General features: G+C 35.1%; 21 protein-coding genes and 2 tRNA genes. 5 read left to right on the plus strand and 18 right to left on the minus strand.

The window, feature by feature from the left end; all coding sequences use genetic code 11:
• Positions 1-39 precede the first annotated feature (39 nt).
• Positions 40-1,116: a ribosome small subunit-dependent GTPase A gene (rsgA, locus tag LY60_RS02550; RefSeq protein ID WP_145079531.1), complete on the plus strand. Its 1,077-nt coding sequence runs from the start codon at positions 40-42 to the stop codon at positions 1,114-1,116.
• Between the two features lie 320 nt (positions 1,117-1,436).
• On the opposite strand, the gene LY60_RS02555 is transcribed toward rsgA, so the two are convergent.
• The 3 genes from LY60_RS02555 to LY60_RS02565 all read right to left on the minus strand — a co-directional run bounded on the left by LY60_RS02555 (position 1,437) and on the right by LY60_RS02565 (position 3,424).
• Positions 1,437-2,270 carry a deoxyribonuclease IV gene (locus LY60_RS02555; RefSeq protein ID WP_145079534.1) on the minus strand — a complete coding sequence of 278 codons (834 nt, stop codon included), beginning with the start codon at positions 2,268-2,270 and terminating at the stop codon, positions 1,437-1,439.
• Between the two features lie 100 nt (positions 2,271-2,370).
• Positions 2,371-2,787 (minus strand): VOC family protein, encoded by a 417-nt coding sequence (locus LY60_RS02560; RefSeq protein ID WP_145079537.1) that lies wholly within the window; start codon positions 2,785-2,787, stop codon positions 2,371-2,373.
• Between the two features lie 88 nt (positions 2,788-2,875).
• Complete coding sequence (locus LY60_RS02565; RefSeq protein WP_145079540.1) at positions 2,876-3,424, minus strand: gamma carbonic anhydrase family protein; 549 nt, start codon at positions 3,422-3,424, stop codon at positions 2,876-2,878.
• A gap of 140 nt (positions 3,425-3,564) precedes the next feature.
• Here LY60_RS02565 and LY60_RS02570 point away from each other — a divergent pair, with 140 nt between their 5' ends.
• Positions 3,565-4,152 carry a DUF2238 domain-containing protein gene (locus tag LY60_RS02570; protein ID WP_145079543.1) on the plus strand — a complete coding sequence of 196 codons (588 nt, stop codon included), beginning with the start codon at positions 3,565-3,567 and terminating at the stop codon, positions 4,150-4,152.
• A 1-nt stretch (position 4,153) separates the two neighbouring features.
• On the opposite strand, the gene LY60_RS02575 is transcribed toward LY60_RS02570, so the two are convergent.
• The 3 genes from LY60_RS02575 to LY60_RS02585 all read right to left on the minus strand — a co-directional run bounded on the left by LY60_RS02575 (position 4,154) and on the right by LY60_RS02585 (position 6,748).
• Positions 4,154-4,705: a prolyl-tRNA synthetase associated domain-containing protein gene (locus LY60_RS02575; RefSeq protein WP_145079546.1), complete on the minus strand. Its 552-nt coding sequence runs from the start codon at positions 4,703-4,705 to the stop codon at positions 4,154-4,156.
• The gene (gene serS / locus LY60_RS02580) at positions 4,702-5,973 is read right to left on the minus strand and encodes a serine--tRNA ligase (RefSeq protein ID WP_145079549.1); all 1,272 of its coding nucleotides are present in this window, start codon (positions 5,971-5,973) and stop codon (positions 4,702-4,704) included. The genes LY60_RS02575 and serS overlap by 4 nt, the downstream gene beginning before the upstream one ends.
• A 220-nt stretch (positions 5,974-6,193) precedes the next feature.
• Complete coding sequence (locus tag LY60_RS02585) at positions 6,194-6,748, minus strand: helix-turn-helix domain-containing protein (protein ID WP_145079552.1); 555 nt, start codon at positions 6,746-6,748, stop codon at positions 6,194-6,196.
• Between the two features lie 307 nt (positions 6,749-7,055).
• Here LY60_RS02585 and LY60_RS02590 point away from each other — a divergent pair, with 307 nt between their 5' ends.
• Positions 7,056-9,290, plus strand: a complete 2,235-nt coding sequence (locus LY60_RS02590) for a HelD family protein (protein WP_145079555.1) — start codon at positions 7,056-7,058, stop codon at positions 9,288-9,290.
• Between the two features lie 84 nt (positions 9,291-9,374).
• Positions 9,375-9,445: transfer RNA gene (locus LY60_RS02595), tRNA-Gly, on the plus strand.
• Positions 9,446-9,479: 34 nt separating this feature from the next.
• On the opposite strand, the gene LY60_RS02600 is transcribed toward LY60_RS02595, so the two are convergent.
• Positions 9,480-11,825 (minus strand): PAS domain-containing sensor histidine kinase, encoded by a 2,346-nt coding sequence (locus LY60_RS02600; RefSeq protein ID WP_212633441.1) that lies wholly within the window; start codon positions 11,823-11,825, stop codon positions 9,480-9,482.
• 102 nt (positions 11,826-11,927) lie between these two features.
• A tRNA-Thr gene (locus tag LY60_RS02605) sits at positions 11,928-12,000 on the minus strand.
• A gap of 158 nt (positions 12,001-12,158) precedes the next feature.
• On the opposite strand from LY60_RS02605, the gene LY60_RS02610 reads away from it, so the two are divergent.
• Positions 12,159-12,482, plus strand: coding sequence for a hypothetical protein (locus tag LY60_RS02610; protein WP_145079561.1), 324 nt, complete (start codon positions 12,159-12,161; stop codon positions 12,480-12,482).
• A 41-nt stretch (positions 12,483-12,523) separates the two neighbouring features.
• Here the strand turns inward: LY60_RS02610 and pyrE are convergent, their stop codons facing one another.
• The 10 genes from pyrE to LY60_RS02660 form a co-directional block, all read right to left on the minus strand.
• Positions 12,524-13,090 (minus strand): orotate phosphoribosyltransferase, encoded by a 567-nt coding sequence (gene pyrE, locus LY60_RS02615; protein ID WP_145079785.1) that lies wholly within the window; start codon positions 13,088-13,090, stop codon positions 12,524-12,526.
• A 76-nt stretch (positions 13,091-13,166) separates the two neighbouring features.
• The gene (locus LY60_RS02620) at positions 13,167-14,069 is read right to left on the minus strand and encodes a dihydroorotate dehydrogenase (RefSeq protein ID WP_145079564.1); all 903 of its coding nucleotides are present in this window, start codon (positions 14,067-14,069) and stop codon (positions 13,167-13,169) included.
• On the minus strand, positions 14,069-14,806 hold the full coding sequence (locus LY60_RS02625) for a dihydroorotate dehydrogenase electron transfer subunit (RefSeq protein ID WP_145079567.1): 738 nt from the start codon (positions 14,804-14,806) through the stop codon (positions 14,069-14,071). Before LY60_RS02625 ends, LY60_RS02620 begins: the two co-directional genes overlap by 1 nt.
• Before the next feature lie 8 nt (positions 14,807-14,814).
• Positions 14,815-15,678 (minus strand): orotidine-5'-phosphate decarboxylase, encoded by an 864-nt coding sequence (pyrF, locus tag LY60_RS02630; protein WP_145079571.1) that lies wholly within the window; start codon positions 15,676-15,678, stop codon positions 14,815-14,817.
• Between the two features lie 62 nt (positions 15,679-15,740).
• On the minus strand, positions 15,741-16,166 hold the full coding sequence (locus LY60_RS02635) for an aspartate carbamoyltransferase regulatory subunit (protein ID WP_145079574.1): 426 nt from the start codon (positions 16,164-16,166) through the stop codon (positions 15,741-15,743).
• Entirely contained in the window at positions 16,166-17,092 is a 927-nt protein-coding gene (gene pyrB, locus LY60_RS02640) for an aspartate carbamoyltransferase (RefSeq protein WP_145079577.1), read from the minus strand. The genes LY60_RS02635 and pyrB overlap by 1 nt, the downstream gene beginning before the upstream one ends.
• A gap of 257 nt (positions 17,093-17,349) precedes the next feature.
• The gene (locus LY60_RS02645) at positions 17,350-17,571 is read right to left on the minus strand and encodes a DUF951 domain-containing protein (protein WP_145079580.1); all 222 of its coding nucleotides are present in this window, start codon (positions 17,569-17,571) and stop codon (positions 17,350-17,352) included.
• Between the two features lie 11 nt (positions 17,572-17,582).
• Positions 17,583-18,191 carry a sulfurtransferase-like selenium metabolism protein YedF gene (gene yedF / locus LY60_RS02650; RefSeq protein ID WP_145079583.1) on the minus strand — a complete coding sequence of 203 codons (609 nt, stop codon included), beginning with the start codon at positions 18,189-18,191 and terminating at the stop codon, positions 17,583-17,585.
• A gap of 8 nt (positions 18,192-18,199) precedes the next feature.
• The gene (locus tag LY60_RS02655) at positions 18,200-18,865 is read right to left on the minus strand and encodes a CvpA family protein (protein ID WP_145079586.1); all 666 of its coding nucleotides are present in this window, start codon (positions 18,863-18,865) and stop codon (positions 18,200-18,202) included.
• A 24-nt stretch (positions 18,866-18,889) separates the two neighbouring features.
• On the minus strand, positions 18,890-19,960 hold the full coding sequence (locus LY60_RS02660) for a DUF5711 family protein (RefSeq protein ID WP_145079589.1): 1,071 nt from the start codon (positions 19,958-19,960) through the stop codon (positions 18,890-18,892).
• Positions 19,961-19,983: the final 23 nt, after the last annotated feature.

Genomic DNA, 19,983 nt, shown 5'->3' on the forward strand with positions numbered 1-19,983 from the left:
TACTAAGATATGCCTCCATTTAAAAACAGGAGGATTTAATTGAACAAAATTGATATGAAAGAATATGGCCTCAATGAAAGGTTTATGAATGAGGCAGTCTTATATGAAGGTCTTGCTGCAGGAAGGATAATTTCCCAGTTCAAAGACCTGTACAAGGCTGTCACTGAAGACGGCGAAATAACGGCACAGGTGTCAGGCAAATTCAGGTATAACGCAGCAACTATTTCAGATTTTCCAGCTGTAGGTGATTTTGTCATGCTTGATAAAAAGGTTATGGATGGAAATTCTATTATACACCATGTTCTCACCAGAAAAAGCGCATTCGTTAGAAAAGCTTCCGGAACAGGAAACGATGAGCAGATTGTTGCAGCCAACATAGATACGGTGTTTATATGCATGTCCTTAAACAATGATTTTAATTTGAGGAGGCTTGAGCGCTATATTGGAATAGGCTGGGACAGCGGAGCAGTTCCTGTTGTTGTTCTTACAAAAGCAGATCTTTGTAAAAATCTTGATGAAAGACTTTCTGAGCTTGAAGAAGTGTGTCTGGGGTTGGATGTTATAATAACATCCAGCATGAGCGAAGACGGATATTTATGTGTTACAAAATATATTGAACATGGCAAGACAGTTGCTTTCATTGGTTCTTCAGGAGTAGGAAAAACAACATTGATCAATAGGCTTTTAGGTGAAGATGTCTATGAAACAAAGGGACTTCGCAATGACGATAAGGGAAGGCACACCACAACACGAAGAGAGCTCATAATGCTTCCCGGAAGAGGTGTTGTAATTGATACTCCGGGCATGAGAGAACTTGGCATTGAAAGTGCCGACCTGGAAAAGACTTTTTCCGACATTGATGCATTGTCCGAAGACTGCAGGTTCAGGGACTGCACCCACACAAATGAACCAGGATGTGCCGTGAAAAATGCAATTGAAAATGGAAGTTTGTCAGAAGAAAGGCTTTTAAGCTATCATAAGCTCAAAAAAGAAGCAGGATACGAAGGCTTGAATTCAAGGCAGATAGAATCAAAGAAAATAAATGAAATGTTCAAGAGCGTAGGGGGCATGAAAAACGCCCGCAAAATGATAAAAGAAAAAAATAAAAACAAATAGTTGTCAACAAGTATTTAAAAATTCATAAAAGTTGTCAACAATTTATTAAGTTATGAACAAAAAGTAAAACTTTCCTTAGGTTGATGACATTGCCGCTATGTAGGGGAGGGTTTCGTTGACGTCACTGAAAAAGTCTTTCCTGTCATCCTGAACGACAGTGAAGGATCTCATCTTTGTTGAAAACATGAGATTCTTACGTATCGCCTCAGAATGACAGAGAATAAATGTATAGTTTTTCAGCGGACTCGTATCGTGCCCTCCCGCTAGTGATTAAATTTAAATATATTTTTCAATATTCTGGCTAAAGTATCTTTCCTTTTTTAATGTTTATAAAGTTCTTTTAACTTTTTGATTTCCTCCCCATGGCCATCAAGCTCATTTGGAGTTTCAAGGAAGAAAGGAAGATCATATAATTTTGGATGGTTGATTATCCTTGAAATTGCTTCTATTCCTAAACTTCCCTCTCCTATGGTTTCATGTCGGTCCTTATGGCTGTTGAATGGATTTTTGCTGTCATTAAGGTGAATGGCATAAAGATTTTCGAGCCCAATAATTTTGTCAAACTCATCTAGAACACCATCCAGGTCGTTGACAATGTCGTAACCTGCATCATATACGTGGCATGTGTCAAGGCATACTCCAATTTTTTCTCTTAACTCAATTTTATCCATAATGAGTTTCAATTCTTCAAATGTACTTCCTATTTCAGTTCCCTTTCCTGCCATGGTTTCAAGAAGCACAACGGTCGTCTGCTCAGCCTTAAGAACTTTGTTCAACAAATCAGTTATGTACCTTATTCCTTCATCTATACCCTGCTTTAAGTGGCTTCCCGGATGAAAGTTATAATAATTGTACGGAATGTATTCCATCCTTTTCAAATCATCCTCAAGCACTTCTGCAGCAAACTCCCTTGTCTTTACATCTGCCGAGCAAATATTCAATGTGTACGGCGCATGTCCTATGAGCTTTCCAAAGTTATTTTCTTCAAGCAGTTTTCTTAATTTTTCAGCATCAAGCGGATCAATATCCTTTGCCTTGCTTCCTCTGGGATTACGAGTGAAAAACTGAAATGTGTTGGCTCCAATTTTTAGAGCATCTTTTCCCATTGCTTCATATCCGCCAGAGACAGATAAATGACATCCTATTTTAAACATTTTTCCTCCAATTAAAAAGTTGCTGAGCAATCCCCGTTTTTAATATACTAGGAAAGAGAACTTTTCTCGTATATTAAAAAGCCGCATTGCTGCGGTTATGTTATTGCTCTGTGCAGCTGAACAGCCATGGAACTCCGAACTTGTCGGTCAGCGAGCCGTACAACTTGCTCCAGAATGTTTGCTGCAAATCCATTTCAACTGTCCCTCCAACTTTCATCTTATCAAACCATGTTCTAATTTTTTCAGTGTCGCTTTCCAGAATTGCTATATTAATGTTGTTACCTGTCTTAAATGGCATTCCCGGAAATGTATCAGAAAACATTATTTTCATACCGCTTATGTTGAGATAAGTGTGCATGATTAAATTTTCCGCTTCCTTTGGAAGGGGGTTTTCCGGATTTTGCGGGCCTTCCTTGAAAGTCATTACTTCATTTTTTTCAACATTAAAAACATCTGCATAAAAATCAACTGCTTCTCTGCAGTTTCCGTTAAAATTCAAATATAAACTTACAGCCATAATTTCTCCTTTACAATTTACAATTTACATTTATGCTTATCATATACCAAAAAATTATTACTCTAATCATATATATTTGTAAAAAAGATTATATTATTTGTTCTCCCTTGTAAGTTTCTCCGCCGGCATTTGGCATAATGCCATATTTTTCTGACCACAATGTTTTGTATTTAACTGCCTGCGAATGAATTTTATCTGTTTCCTCAGGAATAGTCCTCATAATTTTAGCCGGAACTCCTGCTACAAGTGAAAACGGCGGTACAACCTGGTTTTCCTTGACCACGGCTCCTGCTGCAACAATGCTTCCTCTTCCTATGACAGCATTGTTCAATACAATAGCTCCCATCCCTATGAGGCAGTGGTCTTCAATTGTGCAGCCGTGAATTATTGCTCTGTGTCCTACAGTGACAAAATCCCCGATTACAGTAGGGCAGTCATCTGCAACATGGACTACGCTTCCGTCTTGAATATTTGTGTACTTTCCTATCTTAATGCTGTTAACATCTCCTCGTGCAACGCAGTTGTACCAGAGACTTGAGTATTCCTCCATTGTGACAGCTCCTATTACATAAGATCCGTCTGCTATGTATGTTTTTTCGTCAATAGTAGGCATTATGCCTGCAAATTCTTTAATCATATTAACACCTTTCTAATATTGTTGCTTAAAATTTAACTAAAATTATAATTACATTACCATATTATGATAATTTGTCAATGAGTTTATATAAATAGCCCTTATTGCATATAATAAATTAAGACTGAACCTAAAGGAGAATTATGTACAACAAATACAGCACCAGAGCACTTCTTGCAACATTAATTTTTGAAGTAGTAATCATTTATACAGGAGCAAAAAGCTATATGGCCGGGCAGGAGAAAATTTTCAAGCTGTCCATTGCTGCTGTTTTTTGCCTGTTAGTTCCCTTTCTTTTAACCCATGCTGCAAACAAGAAAAAGTTAACTTTGCCTAAGAGTTTTCAGATGATTTTTTCCCTCTTTATCTTTTCATCCCTATATCTTGGAGAAATTAACAAATTTTACAGCAAATTCTGGTGGTTTGATCTGTTTCTTCACTTTGTGTCCGGATGGTATGCTGTTGTATCATTTCTTTTTCTCATTAAGAAATCAATCAAAAATGAACAAGGGACATCCCAAAAAAGGTTTGAGTTTATTAAATCCCTAAGCGCCTTTTCCTTTTCTGTTTCACTGGGAACATTGTGGGAAATGTATGAATTTTCCGGAGATTACTTGTTTGGTACGGAAATGGTAAAAGGAGGTCTTGATGATACTGCAACAGACCTCTTGATTATGATTGCTGCTGCGACTGCTACCTCTATTTATTATTACTTTAAAAACAGAAAATAATTTATAGTTCAACAACCTTGTATTCATGTCCAGTATATGGCAGGAAAATATTAAGTATGTCTGATGTTTTAACTTTTATGGTTGATGTATTTATTAATGGATGGCAACCAAAATATTCCTGCTCAGCAGTTTCCATGTCAATAACCAAGCTGACTTCCATTTGCTTATCGTTCATAAGACCTAAAATGCTCACTGAACCAGGTGTAATATTTAAAAGTTTTTCCATGTGCTCTCCTTCAGCAAAGGAAAGCCTGGAGCTTCCTATTTGTTTTGAAAGGTTTTTTGTGAGAAACTTTTTGTCTCCGGGCATAAGCAGCAAGTAAAACTTGGACTTTGATGCATTGCACAAAAACAAATTTTTACATATCCTAGTTCCAAGAACATCTTCAACGTTTTTTAAGTCCTCTATGGATGATGCTTCTCCATGATCTACTCTCTCAAACTGTATGCCAAGTTTTTCAAGAACTACGTATGCTTCCATTTCTTTCTCTAGCCTTCCTGCAGGATCAGGAATGGTTGAGTAAAGTGTTTTGTCTATGTAAATTTCGCTCATATAATTATTTCCATTCCTCTCATGTAGGGCCTTAAGACTTCCGGTATTGTCACAGTGCCGTCATCATTCTGATAGTTTTCAAGTATTGCAGCAAATGTCCTTCCCACAGCCAGTCCTGAACCGTTGAGTGTGTGAATGTACTCAACTTTTTTGTTGTCGCTTCTCCTGTATCTAATGTTTGCGCGTCTGGCCTGAAAATCTTCGAAATTTGAGCATGAGGAAATTTCAACATAACGACCGTAGCTGGGCATCCATACTTCCAGGTCATAAGTCTTGGCAGAACTAAATCCCAGGTCACCGGTGCAAAGTTCAACAACCCTGTAGGGGAGTTTTAAATCTTTTAGAATTTCTTCAGCAAAAATTGTTAATATTTCAAGCTGCCTGTATGAATCCTCAGGAGTTGAATACATGACCATTTCAACCTTGTCAAACTGATGGTTTCTTATGAGTCCTCTTGTATCTCTTCCGGCTGAACCTGCTTCAGCCCTGAAGCATGGGGTATATGCAGTCATGTACATGGGTAATTTTGCTCCGTCAAGCACTTCATCTCTGAAAATGTTTGTTACCGGAACTTCAGCTGTTGGTATGAGGTAGTAATCTTTGCTTTTTAACTTGAACATGTCATCTTCAAATTTGGGAAGCTGTCCTGTACCTATCATGCTTTCTTTGTTTACCATGAAAGGTGGTGCAATTTCTGTGAACCCGTGGTCAACAGTGTGCTTGTCAAGCATGTAGGATATTATTGATCTTTCCAGGAGTGCCCCCAATCCTTTGAACATTGAAAAACGTGGTCCTGCTATTTTAACAGCCCTTTCGAAATCAAGAATATTCAATTTTGTTCCAATGTCCCAGTGAGCCATGGGCTCAAAATCAAAATTTCTGCTCTCGCCCCATCGCCTTACTTCCATGTTGTCTCTATCAGTCTTTCCTACTGCAATTTGAGGGTTAGGTACATTAGGAATTTTTAATAGCTCTTCTTCAATTCTTATATCAAGACATTTGATTTCATCATCAATTATTCTTATTTTATCAGCAATATCCTTCATTTCCTTCAATGTGTCTGAAACATCCAAACCTTGTTTTTTCATGGAAGGCACCTGCTTAGACGCCTTGTTCTGCTCTGATTTCATGTTTTCTGATTCCACAAGCCTTTTTCTTCTTTCAGTGTCAAGTTCAAGTAAACAGCCAATGCTTAGATTTGGATTTCTTCTTTTTAAAAGACTTTCAACTTCTTCATGATTATATCTGATTCTTTTGATGTCTAACATTTAATACCTCCATAGAACAAGTACATGATTAGGAAAATTCTCTTTCCTAGTATAAAAAAATCCCGTCTCATAGAGACGAGAGATACTCGCGGTGCACTCAAAATTATACCTCTAATGATTAAAATTAATGACCTAGATAGCTGATTACATCTGTATCTTTAATAAATCATTCCGTCATCACAATTGGATAATACCGCAGCAGTTAAAATTTGTCAAGATTTTAGTGGACTGCCGGTGTTAATATGCAAAGCGCTTCTGCTTCTTCATCATAATTGTTGTAAATCGTGTGTCCGTTGTTTTCCGGAACACATATGCTGTCCCCCTTTGACACTGTATACACCTTTTCCCCTACTTTGCAGTCAATTTTTCCTTTGAAAACATAAATGTATTCTTTTGCATCATTAATAATTTTGTTTTCGCTAACTGAGGTTTTAGGTTTAAGCTTGAATAAAAAGGCTTCCATACCTGCATTTTTCTCACCCTTATTTGTCACAGGAGTAATATATTCAAGTTCAATGTTTATATTTCCGAATTTCACTTTTGTTCTTTCATCTTCATGCATCTTAACCACGTTTTCATCACTGTCTTCCATAAACAGAACAGACAACGGAATTTCAAGCGCCTGTGACAACCTCTTCAATACTGACAGCGAAGGAGAAATCAAATCTCTTTCTATTTGCGAAATATAGCCTGAGGTTACATCTATTTTCTCAGACAACTCCACTATTGTTAAATTTTTGCTCTTTCTAATATTCCTAATCTTTTCTCCAATCAATTTAGTACCCTCGTCATTGTAATACTGTTACAACCATTATACACCAAAAAATTTGTATGTCACGTAAATGTTTTAATAAATATTAAAATTTTCCTAACAAGCTATATAATACAAGAAGCATTTTCCACTATTTCACTTAAGCATTATTTGTTAATATTTGCGCACTATAGCAGCATAAATCAACTTTTTATATTTAGCAAGTACTTTTAATTTTTTCTTTTCATATAATGCACAATATGATATAATTATCTATTAAATATTTATTTTAATTAATTAATATTTGTGCAGTTTTAAAAGGGGAAATATTATGATTGAATATAACGACAAACACTTAGAAGAAATTCAATACCTTGAAGAAATAATAAACTTATTGAAATATAAATTGGACATTGAAACAAGCAATCTTGAAGAACAAAAGATAGATCTTATTGCTGCGAGAAAAGAAATGTGGGAAAATACAACCCATTCATCAGCGGATTTTGACAAACTTTCAGACCTAAACCAGTATTTAAGTGCATTGCAGGCACAAACTTTCACATATACGGAACTGGCCAAGAGAATCTCCAAGTATGAAAAGATGCTTGACAGCCCTTATTTTGCAAGGATTGATTTCACTGAGCAAGGTTATGATGACACTGATAAAATATATATAGGACTTTTCAACTTGATGGATGAAGAAACCCATGACATAAAAGTCTATGATTGGCGTGCTCCAATTTCAAGCGTATATTACAGAAATGAACTAGGTCCAGTTGAATACAAAGCTCCTGCCGGAATAATCAAAGGGACAATTACTCTAAAAAGACAGTACAAAATAACAAAAGGTGAAATGGAATATTTTTTCGACAGCAACATCAACATACTTGATGAAATGCTCATGGAAGCACTGTCACAAAACATGACTTCCAAAATGAAAACAATTGTTGAAACTATTCAAAAGCAACAGGACCTTATAATAAGAGATTTGGAAAATGATCTTCTTGTTGTTCAAGGAGTGGCAGGAAGCGGAAAATCATCTGTTGCACTGCACAGAATAGCATTTTTGATGTATCAGGGACTTAATTACAAGTTAAGCGCCAACAACATCATTGTAATTTCACCTAATCCCCTGTTTTCAAAGTATATCTCCAATGTTCTTCCAGAGTTAGGAGAAGACAACATCAACGAATTCACATTTGAAAACATCTTCTTTAAACTTTATGAAAGCAGGCTGTCTGTTAAAACTAAAAGCGAAAACTTTGAAAATATAATATGTGCTGCTACAGAAGAAGAACGAAACTTCTTAAGATCCTACAACGAGTTCAAGGGATCTAAAACTTTTAAGGAAATATTGGACCGTTTTGTGTATTATTTTGAGCACAAAATGATAAAATTTGAAGATGTGTATTTTAACGGTGAATTTCTGGAAACAAAACAGCTTTTAAAGTCGTTCTTATTAAGCGGAAAGCTCAATATGCCAACTGCAAAAAAATTAAAAATAATGGAAAACAGAATTATAGAAAAGCTCCATGAAAGGAAATTGTCAAGACGAAGCAAAATTGAAAAGGCTGTTGTGAAACTGAACCAACATGAATTTGAGTCCAAATCATTTACGAGAATGTTGGCTGCCAAAGAAACTGCTTCTTTTATTAAAAATTTGCACAATTTCACGGAATTTGACTGTTTTGAACTTTACAAGACACTTTTTGAAAACCGCAAAATTTTCAATGCAGTATCAAAAGGACTGATTCTTCCTGAAAATATTGAAAAAATAATTAATTACACAAATCAGAGCCTTCAGGATAGGTACAATATTCCCTATGCAGACGGTATGGGCCTAGTTTATCTGAAGATAAAAGCTGAAGGTTGTGACTTGTTCAGAGACATCAAGCAAGTTGTGGTTGATGAGGCTCAGGATTATTACCCTCTTCATTACCACATATTAAAAAATCTATACAGAGATGCGCGTTTCACTGTGGTTGGCGATGTAAATCAGTCCGTTGAAAAGAAAAGCGACGTTTCAATTTATGATGATATAATTGAAATATTCGGTTTTGAAAAAAACAACAAAGTATTCCTGAACAAGAGCTACAGAAGCTCTTATGAAATCAGCAAATTCAGCTCAAAACTCCTTGAGGAAGGTACGTATACTGAGTACTTCAAAAGAAATGAGGAAGAACCTGAAATCATTCAGTGCAAAACAACAGATGAGCTTGACAACAAGCTTATTAAGGATATTGAAAATTATAAATCACAGGGATTAAACACAGTGGCTATAATCTGCAAGAACAGAAAGACTGCTGCTGATTTATATTTCAGAATAGCAGGGCGTACAAAGGTTAAGCTAGTAGATTACCTTGAAGAACAAAGCATAACAGGTACAATCATAGTTCCCGTATACCTTGCAAAAGGACTTGAATTTGATGCTGTAATGGTTTACGGAACCGACAACAAAACTTACAATACAGATTATGACAAGAAGCTCCTTTACATTGCTTGTACAAGAGCCCTTCACAGGCTGTCTCTGTACTACACAGGAAAAATAACCAGGTATTTAAAGTAGACAAAAGCCGCTATGCGGCGGCTTTTGTTATTATAACTCTTGATTTTTAGTCAATATTGTCATATAATTTAAATGATTAGTTTTGCGGGTGTAGCTTAGTGGCAGAGTTCCGGCTTCCCAAGCCGGCTGTGTGGGTTCGATTCCCATCACCCGCTCTTGCAGAAAATGTGCTGTTATAACAGCACATTTTTATATTGAATATATATCCGAAAATTCTATGTTAATTTTTTCAGATTTGTTATCCATGAACATGATAAAATTCTTATTTTCTGTTTCATCGATCAGTCTTGCCGGAAGAATTATTTTAAATGTACTTCCTTCTCCCAACATGCTTTCAACTCTTATTTCACCTCCATGCATTTCCACCAGTGATTTTACCAGAGCCAAACCAATGCCGCTGCCTTCTGCATTTCTTGAAAGTGTTTTGTCTATCTGATGGAACCTTTCAAATATCACATCCAGATATTCTTTTTCCATTCCAACTCCATTGTCTTTGATATCTATCTCAACAAAATCTCCTTCATCCTGCACAGTTACTGTTATTTCATTGCTTTTATCGGAAAATTTAATTGCATTGGATATAAGATTTAAAATGATTCTTTCAATTTTATATGAATCCACTGCCATTATCTTTTCTTCTGTATTGGTGTCGAAAATCACATTCAGCCCCTTACCTTCAATATAATGATATATTGATTGCACAATGTCTTCAACAATTTCTACAATATTCACATTTTGAAGATTTAAATCCAAATGACCTGACTCAATTTTAGACAGGTCCACTATGTTATTAACAAGTTTTGTAAGCCTGTAGCAGTTTTGTTTGATTATTTTCATATTTCTTTCAAATGATACAGTGTTTTTTTCATTCAAACCTTCCGACAGCTGCATGCTCATGAGCTGGTTTGCGCTGAAAATTACATTTAATGGAGTTTTAAGTTCATGGGTTATATTTATAAAGAATTCTTCTTCCATTTCTAATGATTTTTTTGCCAGATTTCTTTCAGTAACTTCATTTGTTACATCAATGCACATTACTGCAAGTTCTGCAACTTCATTGTTTAACTTGAAAACAGGCTGAAAAATAACCCTGTAATGCTTATCTTCCCCGGAAATTGAAAGCTGCTTTGTATATGAATAATTGAACATTTTATTGCACATTCTTGACTCATCATTGAGCATATTCATAAGATAATCGATGTTAACTGACTTTTCATCAAAGCACTCATAAATACTTTTCCCGGCAATTTCATTCATGTGAGGCAACTCAGGAAATACTTCCTTTAAAATTTCATAAAACATTCTGTTTATACCAACTACTTTTAACAGTGGATAAGATACCCTCAAAAAACCCATATTCATACTGTTTATAATGCTGTTCAACGTATCATACTGAGTCTGGAAATATAAATTTTCTTCATATTTTATCCTTTCTGTGACATCACTGAGCAGCACTATGGACTTTTCAACATTTCCGTTCTCACCATATATGGGCGACCCATTAGCACTGAAATGATGCTCTCCATAAGGGCTTTTACTTGAAAAAATAAAATCCTTAACTACCTCACCATTTTGTATTCGCGGCAGGGGCATTTTTTCAAGTTTTATTTCCTTGCCATCCAAATCAAAATATTTTGTGTGAACAAGTGTGTCTCCAAGCTTTTTCACTAAATCTGCCTTATATATTATTTCCTTGGCTTTTTTATTCATTTTTACATAGTTGTTTTCATTATCTATTATAAACAGCCCATCTGACATATTTTCAAATATTGCTTCTAACTGCTTGTTTCTTTGTTCTATTTCTTTCCTCTGAACTACTCTCTTAGTCACTTCCAAAATGGACATCAAAATATATTTATTGTCATTTTCATCAGGCATAGTAACCAGTGATATGTTCCAGAAAGATGTTCCCCTTTTCATGTTAACAACTTCATATTCTTCTTCAAAATAAGGCGTATCGGTTGAAATAACTATGTTAAAGAATGTTTTTATTTTACTGTTTTCAAAATCCGGAACAATTTCACTTATCTTTTTTCCCAGAATTGTTTCTATATTGTTGTAAGGTTCGTCCAATGTCTTGATAAATTCTTCATTTACCTTAAGAACTCTCAAATCGGGGCAGCTCATTACAATAAACCCAGTGTTTTTATCTGTGCTGAGCTTTTCAATTACGCTGAAGCTTTTGTTGAACTTATAGTCTTTATCTGCTTCAAAAATATACAGACTTTTCTCTTTTTCCAAATCTATGCATCTTATGGCTACTTCAATAGGTTCAAGCAACTTACTAAATATATATGAACATACACTTTTATTTCCGACTTCATGTATAAACTGAAAATCAGTTTTTAATTTTTTTTCTATATGCTTGATTGAACATCCTGTAATTTCTTCATTGCAATATCCAGTAAGTGATGTAAATTCGGCGCTTGTTTCCATAACAACGCCTTCTCTTACCAACAAAAACGGCTTGTCTGAAAAATTTTTCATTTCTGCATAATCACCCCTTGTCTGATAGTTTATATTATTATAGCACACAATATTTAAGTATATTTTTCTTTTCTGTTAAGATTCTATTAAAAATACATTAGTACAAATAAAAAAGGATGCCAAAAGACATCCTGCATAACAATATGTATAAGCTGCCGACGGGAATCGAACCCACGACCTACGCATTACGAGTGCGTCGCTCTACCTGCTGAGCCACGGCAGCACATATATATAATTTAATACTTTTTGAAAGATTTGTAAACATTAATTTCAAATATTTGGGTATTATTTAATTTGATATTTCCTAGGAAATAATGTCGTAACACCTCGAAATTTGCTTCATATATTATAGTAAATAATTTAAAATAAAGGAGAGTCAAAATGGACAAAAATAAAAAAAATAATATTCAGAATGAGAATGGTATAAATGATAACATTGAACCTGACATGAATAACAACAGCATGTATTATATGGATAGTATGAACAATATAAACAACAATGTTTATTCTAACCGTTATAACAATGATAGATATGACAGCAACTGGCGTTATGATAACTATTATGATTATAACAGAAGAAATGACAGGCGTTATGACAGAGATTATTATAACAGAATGAGATACTATCAATATCCTTACTGCGACAGATACGGCAGATGTGAAAACCCTATATGGTGGATGTTCTGGCCGTTATTCTTCCTATAAAAATGAAACAAAAAAACTTAGGCTTACCTAAGTTTTTTTGTTTAAAATTTTCTGCTTCCTGGTTTAACAGGTGCTGAGCCGTCTTTGCACAACGGACAACTGCCTTCATTGTACGTTTCAAATTCAAGTTCTACAGCACTGAAAATTGGAAGTGATATTTCACTTGCTTTTCTGTCAACTATACAGCCAAGCCCTATAATCTCTCCTCCGAGATTTTCTAAAACTCTTGCAGTTTCCATGGACGATTTTCCAGTTGTAACTACATCTTCCATAATTAAAATTCTCTCACCGGGCTTTATTTCAAAACCACGCCTCAATGTCATCAGATTGTTTTCTCTTTCAGTGAATATAGCTCTTTTTCCAAGCTGTCTACCAAGCTCATATGCAGCAGTAATCCCTCCCATGGCAGGTCCAACTACTACGTCTATGTCCAGGTCCCTTACTTTTTCTGCAACTATTGCTATTACTTTTTCTGTTTTGTCCGGGTACTGCATAAGCTTTGCACATTGGCAATATTTGTTGCTGTGTTTTCCTGAAGAAAGAAGAAAATGTCCTTCTAGAAGCGCTTCACATTCTTTTAATATTTCCACCACATTAATACTCATCATATCCTCCATAATTTTTTCAGCATTTTTATCTTTTATTATTTTCATTCTTAATTCTTAACTCTTCACTCTTAATTTATTAAATGATCCCTCTTATCTCATCAAGGGATTTAATACCTTCTCTGTCCATGTACTCTGATAGTCCGTTTATTATGTCTACGGCAATGTCGGGTTTTATGAAGTTGCCTGTACCTATTTGAACAAGCGTGGCACCTGCCATAATAAACTCAACAACATCCTCAGCGCTCATTATTCCTCCTAGCCCGCAAACCGGAATTTTAACGGATTTAGCTGCATCTCTGACCATTCGAAGAGCTATGGGTTTAACACATGGACCGGAAAGTCCTGCATAAATGTTGTCAAATACTGCCTTTCGCTTTTTTATGTCTATGGCAAGAGCCTGTACGGTGTTGATTAGTGATATTCCATCTGCTCCTGCAGCTTCGCAGGCTATGGACATTTCAGATATATTTTCCGCATTGGGGGAAAGCTTCACCATAAGCGGTTTTTTGCATATCTTTCTAAGCTTTGACACAATATCATATGCAACAGCTGACTTTATTCCAAATGCCATTCCTCCGCTCTTTACATTTGGACATGATATGTTCAGTTCAATAAGGTCTACATCTGTTTCATTTAACTTGTAAATACCTTCATAATAATCTTCATCGCAGTGTCCTCCAAGATTTGCTGCAATTATGGTGTTGTAGCTTTTCATTCTTGGAAGCTCCTGATGGATGAAACTGTCAACTCCCGGGTTTTGAAGCCCTATGCTGTTCATGAGACCCATGGGTGTTTCCCACAACCTAATGCCTGTGTTCCCGCTTCTGCCGTTCAGTGTAAGGCCTTTGCTGCAAATTCCTCCAAGAATTGAAACGTCATAAATTTCAGAAAATTCTTCTCCAAAGCCATATGTTCCTGATGCAGTCAAAACCGGGTTTTTAAATTCCAATCCCATTGCATTGATTTTTAAGTTTGCCATCATTCACCTCTTACCAGTTCATCGCTTGAAAACACCGGACCGTCTTTGCATGCCCTTTTATTTCCGTTTTTTGTCTCAACAGTGCAGCCAAGGCACACTCCCATGCCGCATGCCATTCTTCTTTCAAGAGATACATAGCATTTTACATTATTTTCCATACAATTATTTATTATTTTATTCATCATAATTTCAGGTCCGCATGTGAGAACCGTTCCATATTCCTTATAACTGATGAAATCTGTTACAAAACCTTTTTCACCCATACTTCCGTCTTCTGTAACTACAATTGTTCTGTCTGCGTACTTTTTAAATTCATTAACAACATATGAATTTTCTTCATCTTTGAAACCAAGAAAAACATCTGCATTTTTACCAAGTACTTTTACAAGGTACAAAAGAGGAGCTATGCCTATTCCACCTCCAACAACTGCCGTCTTTCCGCTTAAATTGTCAATGTCAAATCCATTTCCCAAGGGTCCGAAAAGCTGAATCTCATCATTTTCTCTCAAAGTGCTGATTTTAGTTGTTCCCTTTCCTTCAGTCCTGTAAAGAAACACAACTTTATTTTCACATAAATCGTGCACGCTTATAGGACGCGGCAGCAGGTAAGAATTATCAAGGGTTTTAAGCATAAAAAATTGTCCCGGTTTTATAATGCCTGCAAATTCGCAAGAAAGCCTGTATATATTTTTTGATACTTTTTCATTTTTTATAATTTTGCTTTTAACAACCTTCATTGTACCTCCTAAATGTGAGCTCTTATGTCGTCTCTCATCCTGATAGCTTCTCTTCGGGCACACATTGCAAAATCATGCTCCCCGTTTTCTTCATTTTTATATGCTAGCAGTATTCCTCTTGATGAATTTACTACAGCACCGTTTCCACAGATCAAATATGTTGCTATGTCTTCTGCTTTTCCCCCTTGTGCTCCGTACCCTGGTATGAGCAGAAAGACTGATTTCATCTTGTTTCTAAGAGCTAATCCTTCTTCGTTGTTCGTTGCTCCAACAACTGCACCAATTGAACTGAAGCCGCATTTTCCCACATTTTCCTCAGCCAGTAACTGTATTCTTTCACCAACTGTTTCATACAGAGGAACACCGTCTTCATCTCTTATATACTGGAAGTCTTTTGCCCCCTTGTTGGATGTTCTCACAAGGGCAAATATCCCCTTGTCATTTTCTTTGACATATTTTAAGAAAGGTTCAAGGCTGTCGTTAATTCCCATATAAGCATTAAGTGTTACAAAATCTGCTTCGAAATCCCCTGTAAAATGACCCATTGCGTACATTTCAGCAGTCTTGGAAATATCTCCTCTTTTAATGTCAGCAATGGATATCATGCCTTTTTGCTTTATATACTTCAAAGTATCAGAATAGGCTTTCATACCTTCAATTCCTAATGCTTCATAATATGCTATCTGTACCTTGTAGCAGGAAACTACATCATATGTTGCATCTATTATTTCTTTATTGAAATTATATATTGCCACTGCTTTACTTTCAAACTTATCAGCAAAATTCTTTGGCAAATAACTATAGTCTGTATCCAGGCCCACACAAACGTGGCCTTTTTCTTCCACCAGTTTGAATAATCTGTCTGCAATCATTTTATACCTCCATTTAATTCAGCATATGATTATAGCTGATGATATTTCATCAGCTATATTTATTAATTCTGTTCGTAAGCTGTATCACAGTATACGCAGCGGTATATTTTCTTTTCTTTGTCAGTGAGCTTAAATTTATTTACAATTTCCTGCTCAATTGAAGTAATACATCTTGGATTCTTGCATTTAACTATATTTTCAATAGCTGAAGGCAATTCAAGATTGATTTTTCTGATTATTTCTCCGTTATCTATTACGTTAACAGTAATGTTAGGATCAATGAACCCCAGGACATCAAGATCCAGATTTATTTTGTCCTCAATTTTGATAATGTCTTTTTTACCCATCTTCTTGCTTTTGGCATTTTTAATAATTGCAACGCTGCAGTCCATCTTATCAAGATTTAAATACTTGTAAATCTGCATTGCTTTACCTGCCTGAATGTGATCAATTACTAAACCTTTGTTTACGCTATCTATGTTCAACATTATATCTCCACCCCCAACAATTCCATTATCAATGCCATTCTTACGAACATTCCGTACTTTGCTTGTTTGAAGTATGCTGCTCTCGGATCAGAGTCAATTTCTGTTGAAATTTCATTGACCCTAGGAAGAGGATGCAGGACTATCATATCACTTTTTGCGCTTTTCATTTTTTCTGAGTCTAAAATGTAGCTGTCTTTCAATCTAATATAGTCAGCTTCATTGAAAAATCTTTCTTTTTGCACTCTTGTCATGTAAAGTACATCCAGTTCATCCATTACATTTTCAAGTCTTTCAACTTCTTTAAACTCAATTTTGTTCTTAATCAGTATTTCTTCTCTTATATAGTCAGGTATTCTCAATTCCTCAGGGGAAATAAGAACAAATTTTATATTATCATATCTTGAAAGTGCCTTTATAAGTGAGTGCACAGTTCTTCCGAACTTCAAATCACCGCATAATCCAATAGTAAAGTTATCAAGTCTTCCTTTTAATGTTCTGATTGTCAATAAATCTGTCAATGTCTGAGTTGGATGCTGATGACCTCCGTCTCCTCCGTTTATAACAGGCATGTCTGTGCTCATGGCTGCAACCATTGGTGCACCTTCCTTAGGATGTCTCATTGCTGCAATGTCTGCATAGCATGCAATTGTCCTTATTGTATCTGCAACACTTTCTCCTTTTGCTGCTGAACTTGAGTCAGCCGAAGAAAATCCCATTACGCTGCCCCCAAGTCTAAGCATTGCTGCTTCGAAACTCAATCTTGTTCTTGTGCTTGGTTCATAAAATAGTGTTGCCAGTATTTTTCCCTTGCATACATCTGCATATGCTGACGGATTCTCGATGATTTTTCCTGCCAGATTCAACAGCTCATCAAGTTCCTCCAGTGATAAATCCATTGGTTCAATTAAACTTCTGCCCTTTAACATATTTCCTCCTTATTAGCCTCTCCGGACTACTTTAAAGTTGTGAAAAAAATTTCCTTTGTAATCCTCGTTTTTATATACTTGTAAGAGAATTTTCCAGTATATAAAAAAATCTTCCATGCACAGCAAGGAAGACTTAAGTCTCTAAGATCACTTTTCCTTCCCAGCCTCTCTGTGCCAGATTAAAGGTATTTACTTTTTAATTATATTATTACATTTCAAACCATATGTCAACAAATATTTATTACTATTCTTATTTTTTATTCATCATTCTTTGGAAGATCAGATGGTGTCTGAACCTGACTGACAATCTTAGTAATTCTTCTTTCCACTTCACTTCTGGGAAGCCATACCTGTCGTTCACACGTTGTGCACTTTATTCTGAAGTCTGCACCAACCCTAAGAATTTCCCAGTCATATCCTCCGCATGGGTGTTTCTTTTTAAGTTTTACAACATCTCCCACGTTTAACTGCATTGGCATAATATTCTCCTTTATATCATAACAGTATTGTCAGATTCTGATATCAAATCAACTATATCATACATATTTGATACTGATCCAACCTCTAAATCATTTGTAATTTCAAAGAAATTTAAACATGTTCCACATGAAACAATTTTAACTCCACCTTCTTCAAGCTTCTTCAGATCATCTAAAGAATCGGATCCCTTAACAGTCAGTTTAACTCCTGAATTTAAAAATACCATGAAATCCGGATATGGTTTTTTCTCGGACACTGTATATATGAAACTTTTCATCAGTATTTTACCCAAATCATCTGATCCCTTGCCTAGCTTATCTGATCCAAATACAAAACCTTTTTTCTGCGATTTATTGACTGTGTTGTTCTTCTCAGATTCCTCAGCGATTATAACTTCACATTCATTACAAACTTCTCTGTTAAGATATACATAAATCCCATCGTCTTTATCTTCTGTTCTTGTATTAAAATTAAGTTTAGTTCCAAATTTCAGCACATTTGATTTTGCTGTTTCATTGTCTACTATTACAGTTAGTTCATTCTCGCCTGCATCTGATTCCTTCTTAGTCAAAATAACAGGCTGTGGGCATAACTTGCCCCTTGCGTCAACTACTTTCATATTTCCTCCTAATTATTGTAGAAACCTTTATAAGATAAATAATTCAACAATATATTGTTATCATAGAATATTTTACTTGATTCCGAATTTAAAACACTTTGTGATAAGGAACTGTCCTGCATAAAACTTATTATGGGCGAACTCAGTGCAAATACAAGATACAATATTACAGCACTCTTAAGTATACCTGTTGCCCCTCCAAAAATTCTGTTTGTTAAATTAAGCAATGGAAGCTTAAATATAACATTTATCAGGTTTGATAATACAACCAGCGCCACATATATAATCAAAAATGTGATTATAAAACTAATTGACCTTATGGTTATGAGGCTTATATTGTCTACAAACAATGAAAATGTGTCTACTTGTTTAACTGTTCCTGAATTCAATATATTGCTCACAACATTTTGCAGTTCTGCCGGCAGATGATCCGGATTCTTAAATGTTTCAACTATACTGCTTGACAGCTTGCTTTCAAAGAAATCATGAATTTTCACAAATAATTTAGTGTTGTTCAAAAGAAAACTTTCAACTATGTAATAAAACTCTTTGCTTACAAAAAATGCAACGATTGTGCCAAGTGTGTCAAAAAGAGTCTTTATGAATCCTCTTCTATAACCTTGAAAACATGAGTAAACTACAAAAATCACAATTAGAATATCAATAAAATTCATTTGTTCCCTCCTTTTATAACATATTTATTTGATTATGCCAGATACTAGCTTGTCCTTGAATAATATTTTTATAGTACTTCCTTCCAACACATAGTCTTTAATGCTGTCTTGGTTATCCTCAAATATTTTATCCAATTTGCTTCCATGAATAAGAAATATTGCATTTTCATTGCTGACAATTATTTTGTTATCAATTACCTCAACATTTTTCATGCCAGCAGGTGTATTTATAATTTCCTTAATCTTTCCCTCAAAATTATATGTAATTAACTCGGTACTATCATCGTGATCATACAGCATGTATATTTTTTGACTTTCCTTATGGATTTCTATATCTGAAATCCTATTGTATATGCTGTTCTTCCACATTAATTTGCCATTTGTGTTATAGTAATATATATTCTTATCACCTATGGCTATTATATTATTATTTACAATCTGAGTTTTAACCAATAATTCATTTTCGATTGTAGTGTTCCAAAGCTCAACATCATCAAGAAGATTGAAATAAAGTGTATTCTCGGGAATACCCTTCTCAAAGTTCAGCGTTATTAATGAATAACCTTCAGATTTATCCCCGATGGCTACCCCAGTAATAATTTCATCAAATTTTTTATTGTCAACAACAACTTCATTGTTATCATTCATTATGTACAGCGAGTTTTGCCCTGTATCTGTCTTGACAACCATATATGTTTCATCATTTTCACGTGAAACATTTAAGATATCACCTGGAATTTCAGCTACTACATACCTTTGATTATTCTTGTCAATCACTTCTGTGCTGTTTTCCATCTGTCTAAAAATGTAATTGTCAGTTACGAAGATTTTTTTAGAAAAGACTGCATTCTCACTTTCCCAAATGCTTGAGTTGTCATAATTGATAAACTTCATCTTTTGATTGTTGTAAGTAATTATACCTCTATCAAAGAATTTGTATTCATCCAGAGTGTCAAGATGAGTACTTTTTATATTTACAATGCTGTAAACTTTTTTCTCATCCAGTGCTGAAAAAAATTCTTCTCCATAGGTTGAATACAATATTCCAACTACAATTATTAAAACCACAGAAATAAATATAATTGTCTTTTTCATAGTCTATCCTTGTTAAAATATGT

Origin of the sequence: Sedimentibacter saalensis (assembly GCF_007830175.1) — a bacterium.
Classification (GTDB): Bacteria; Bacillota; Clostridia; order Tissierellales; family Sedimentibacteraceae; genus Sedimentibacter; species Sedimentibacter saalensis.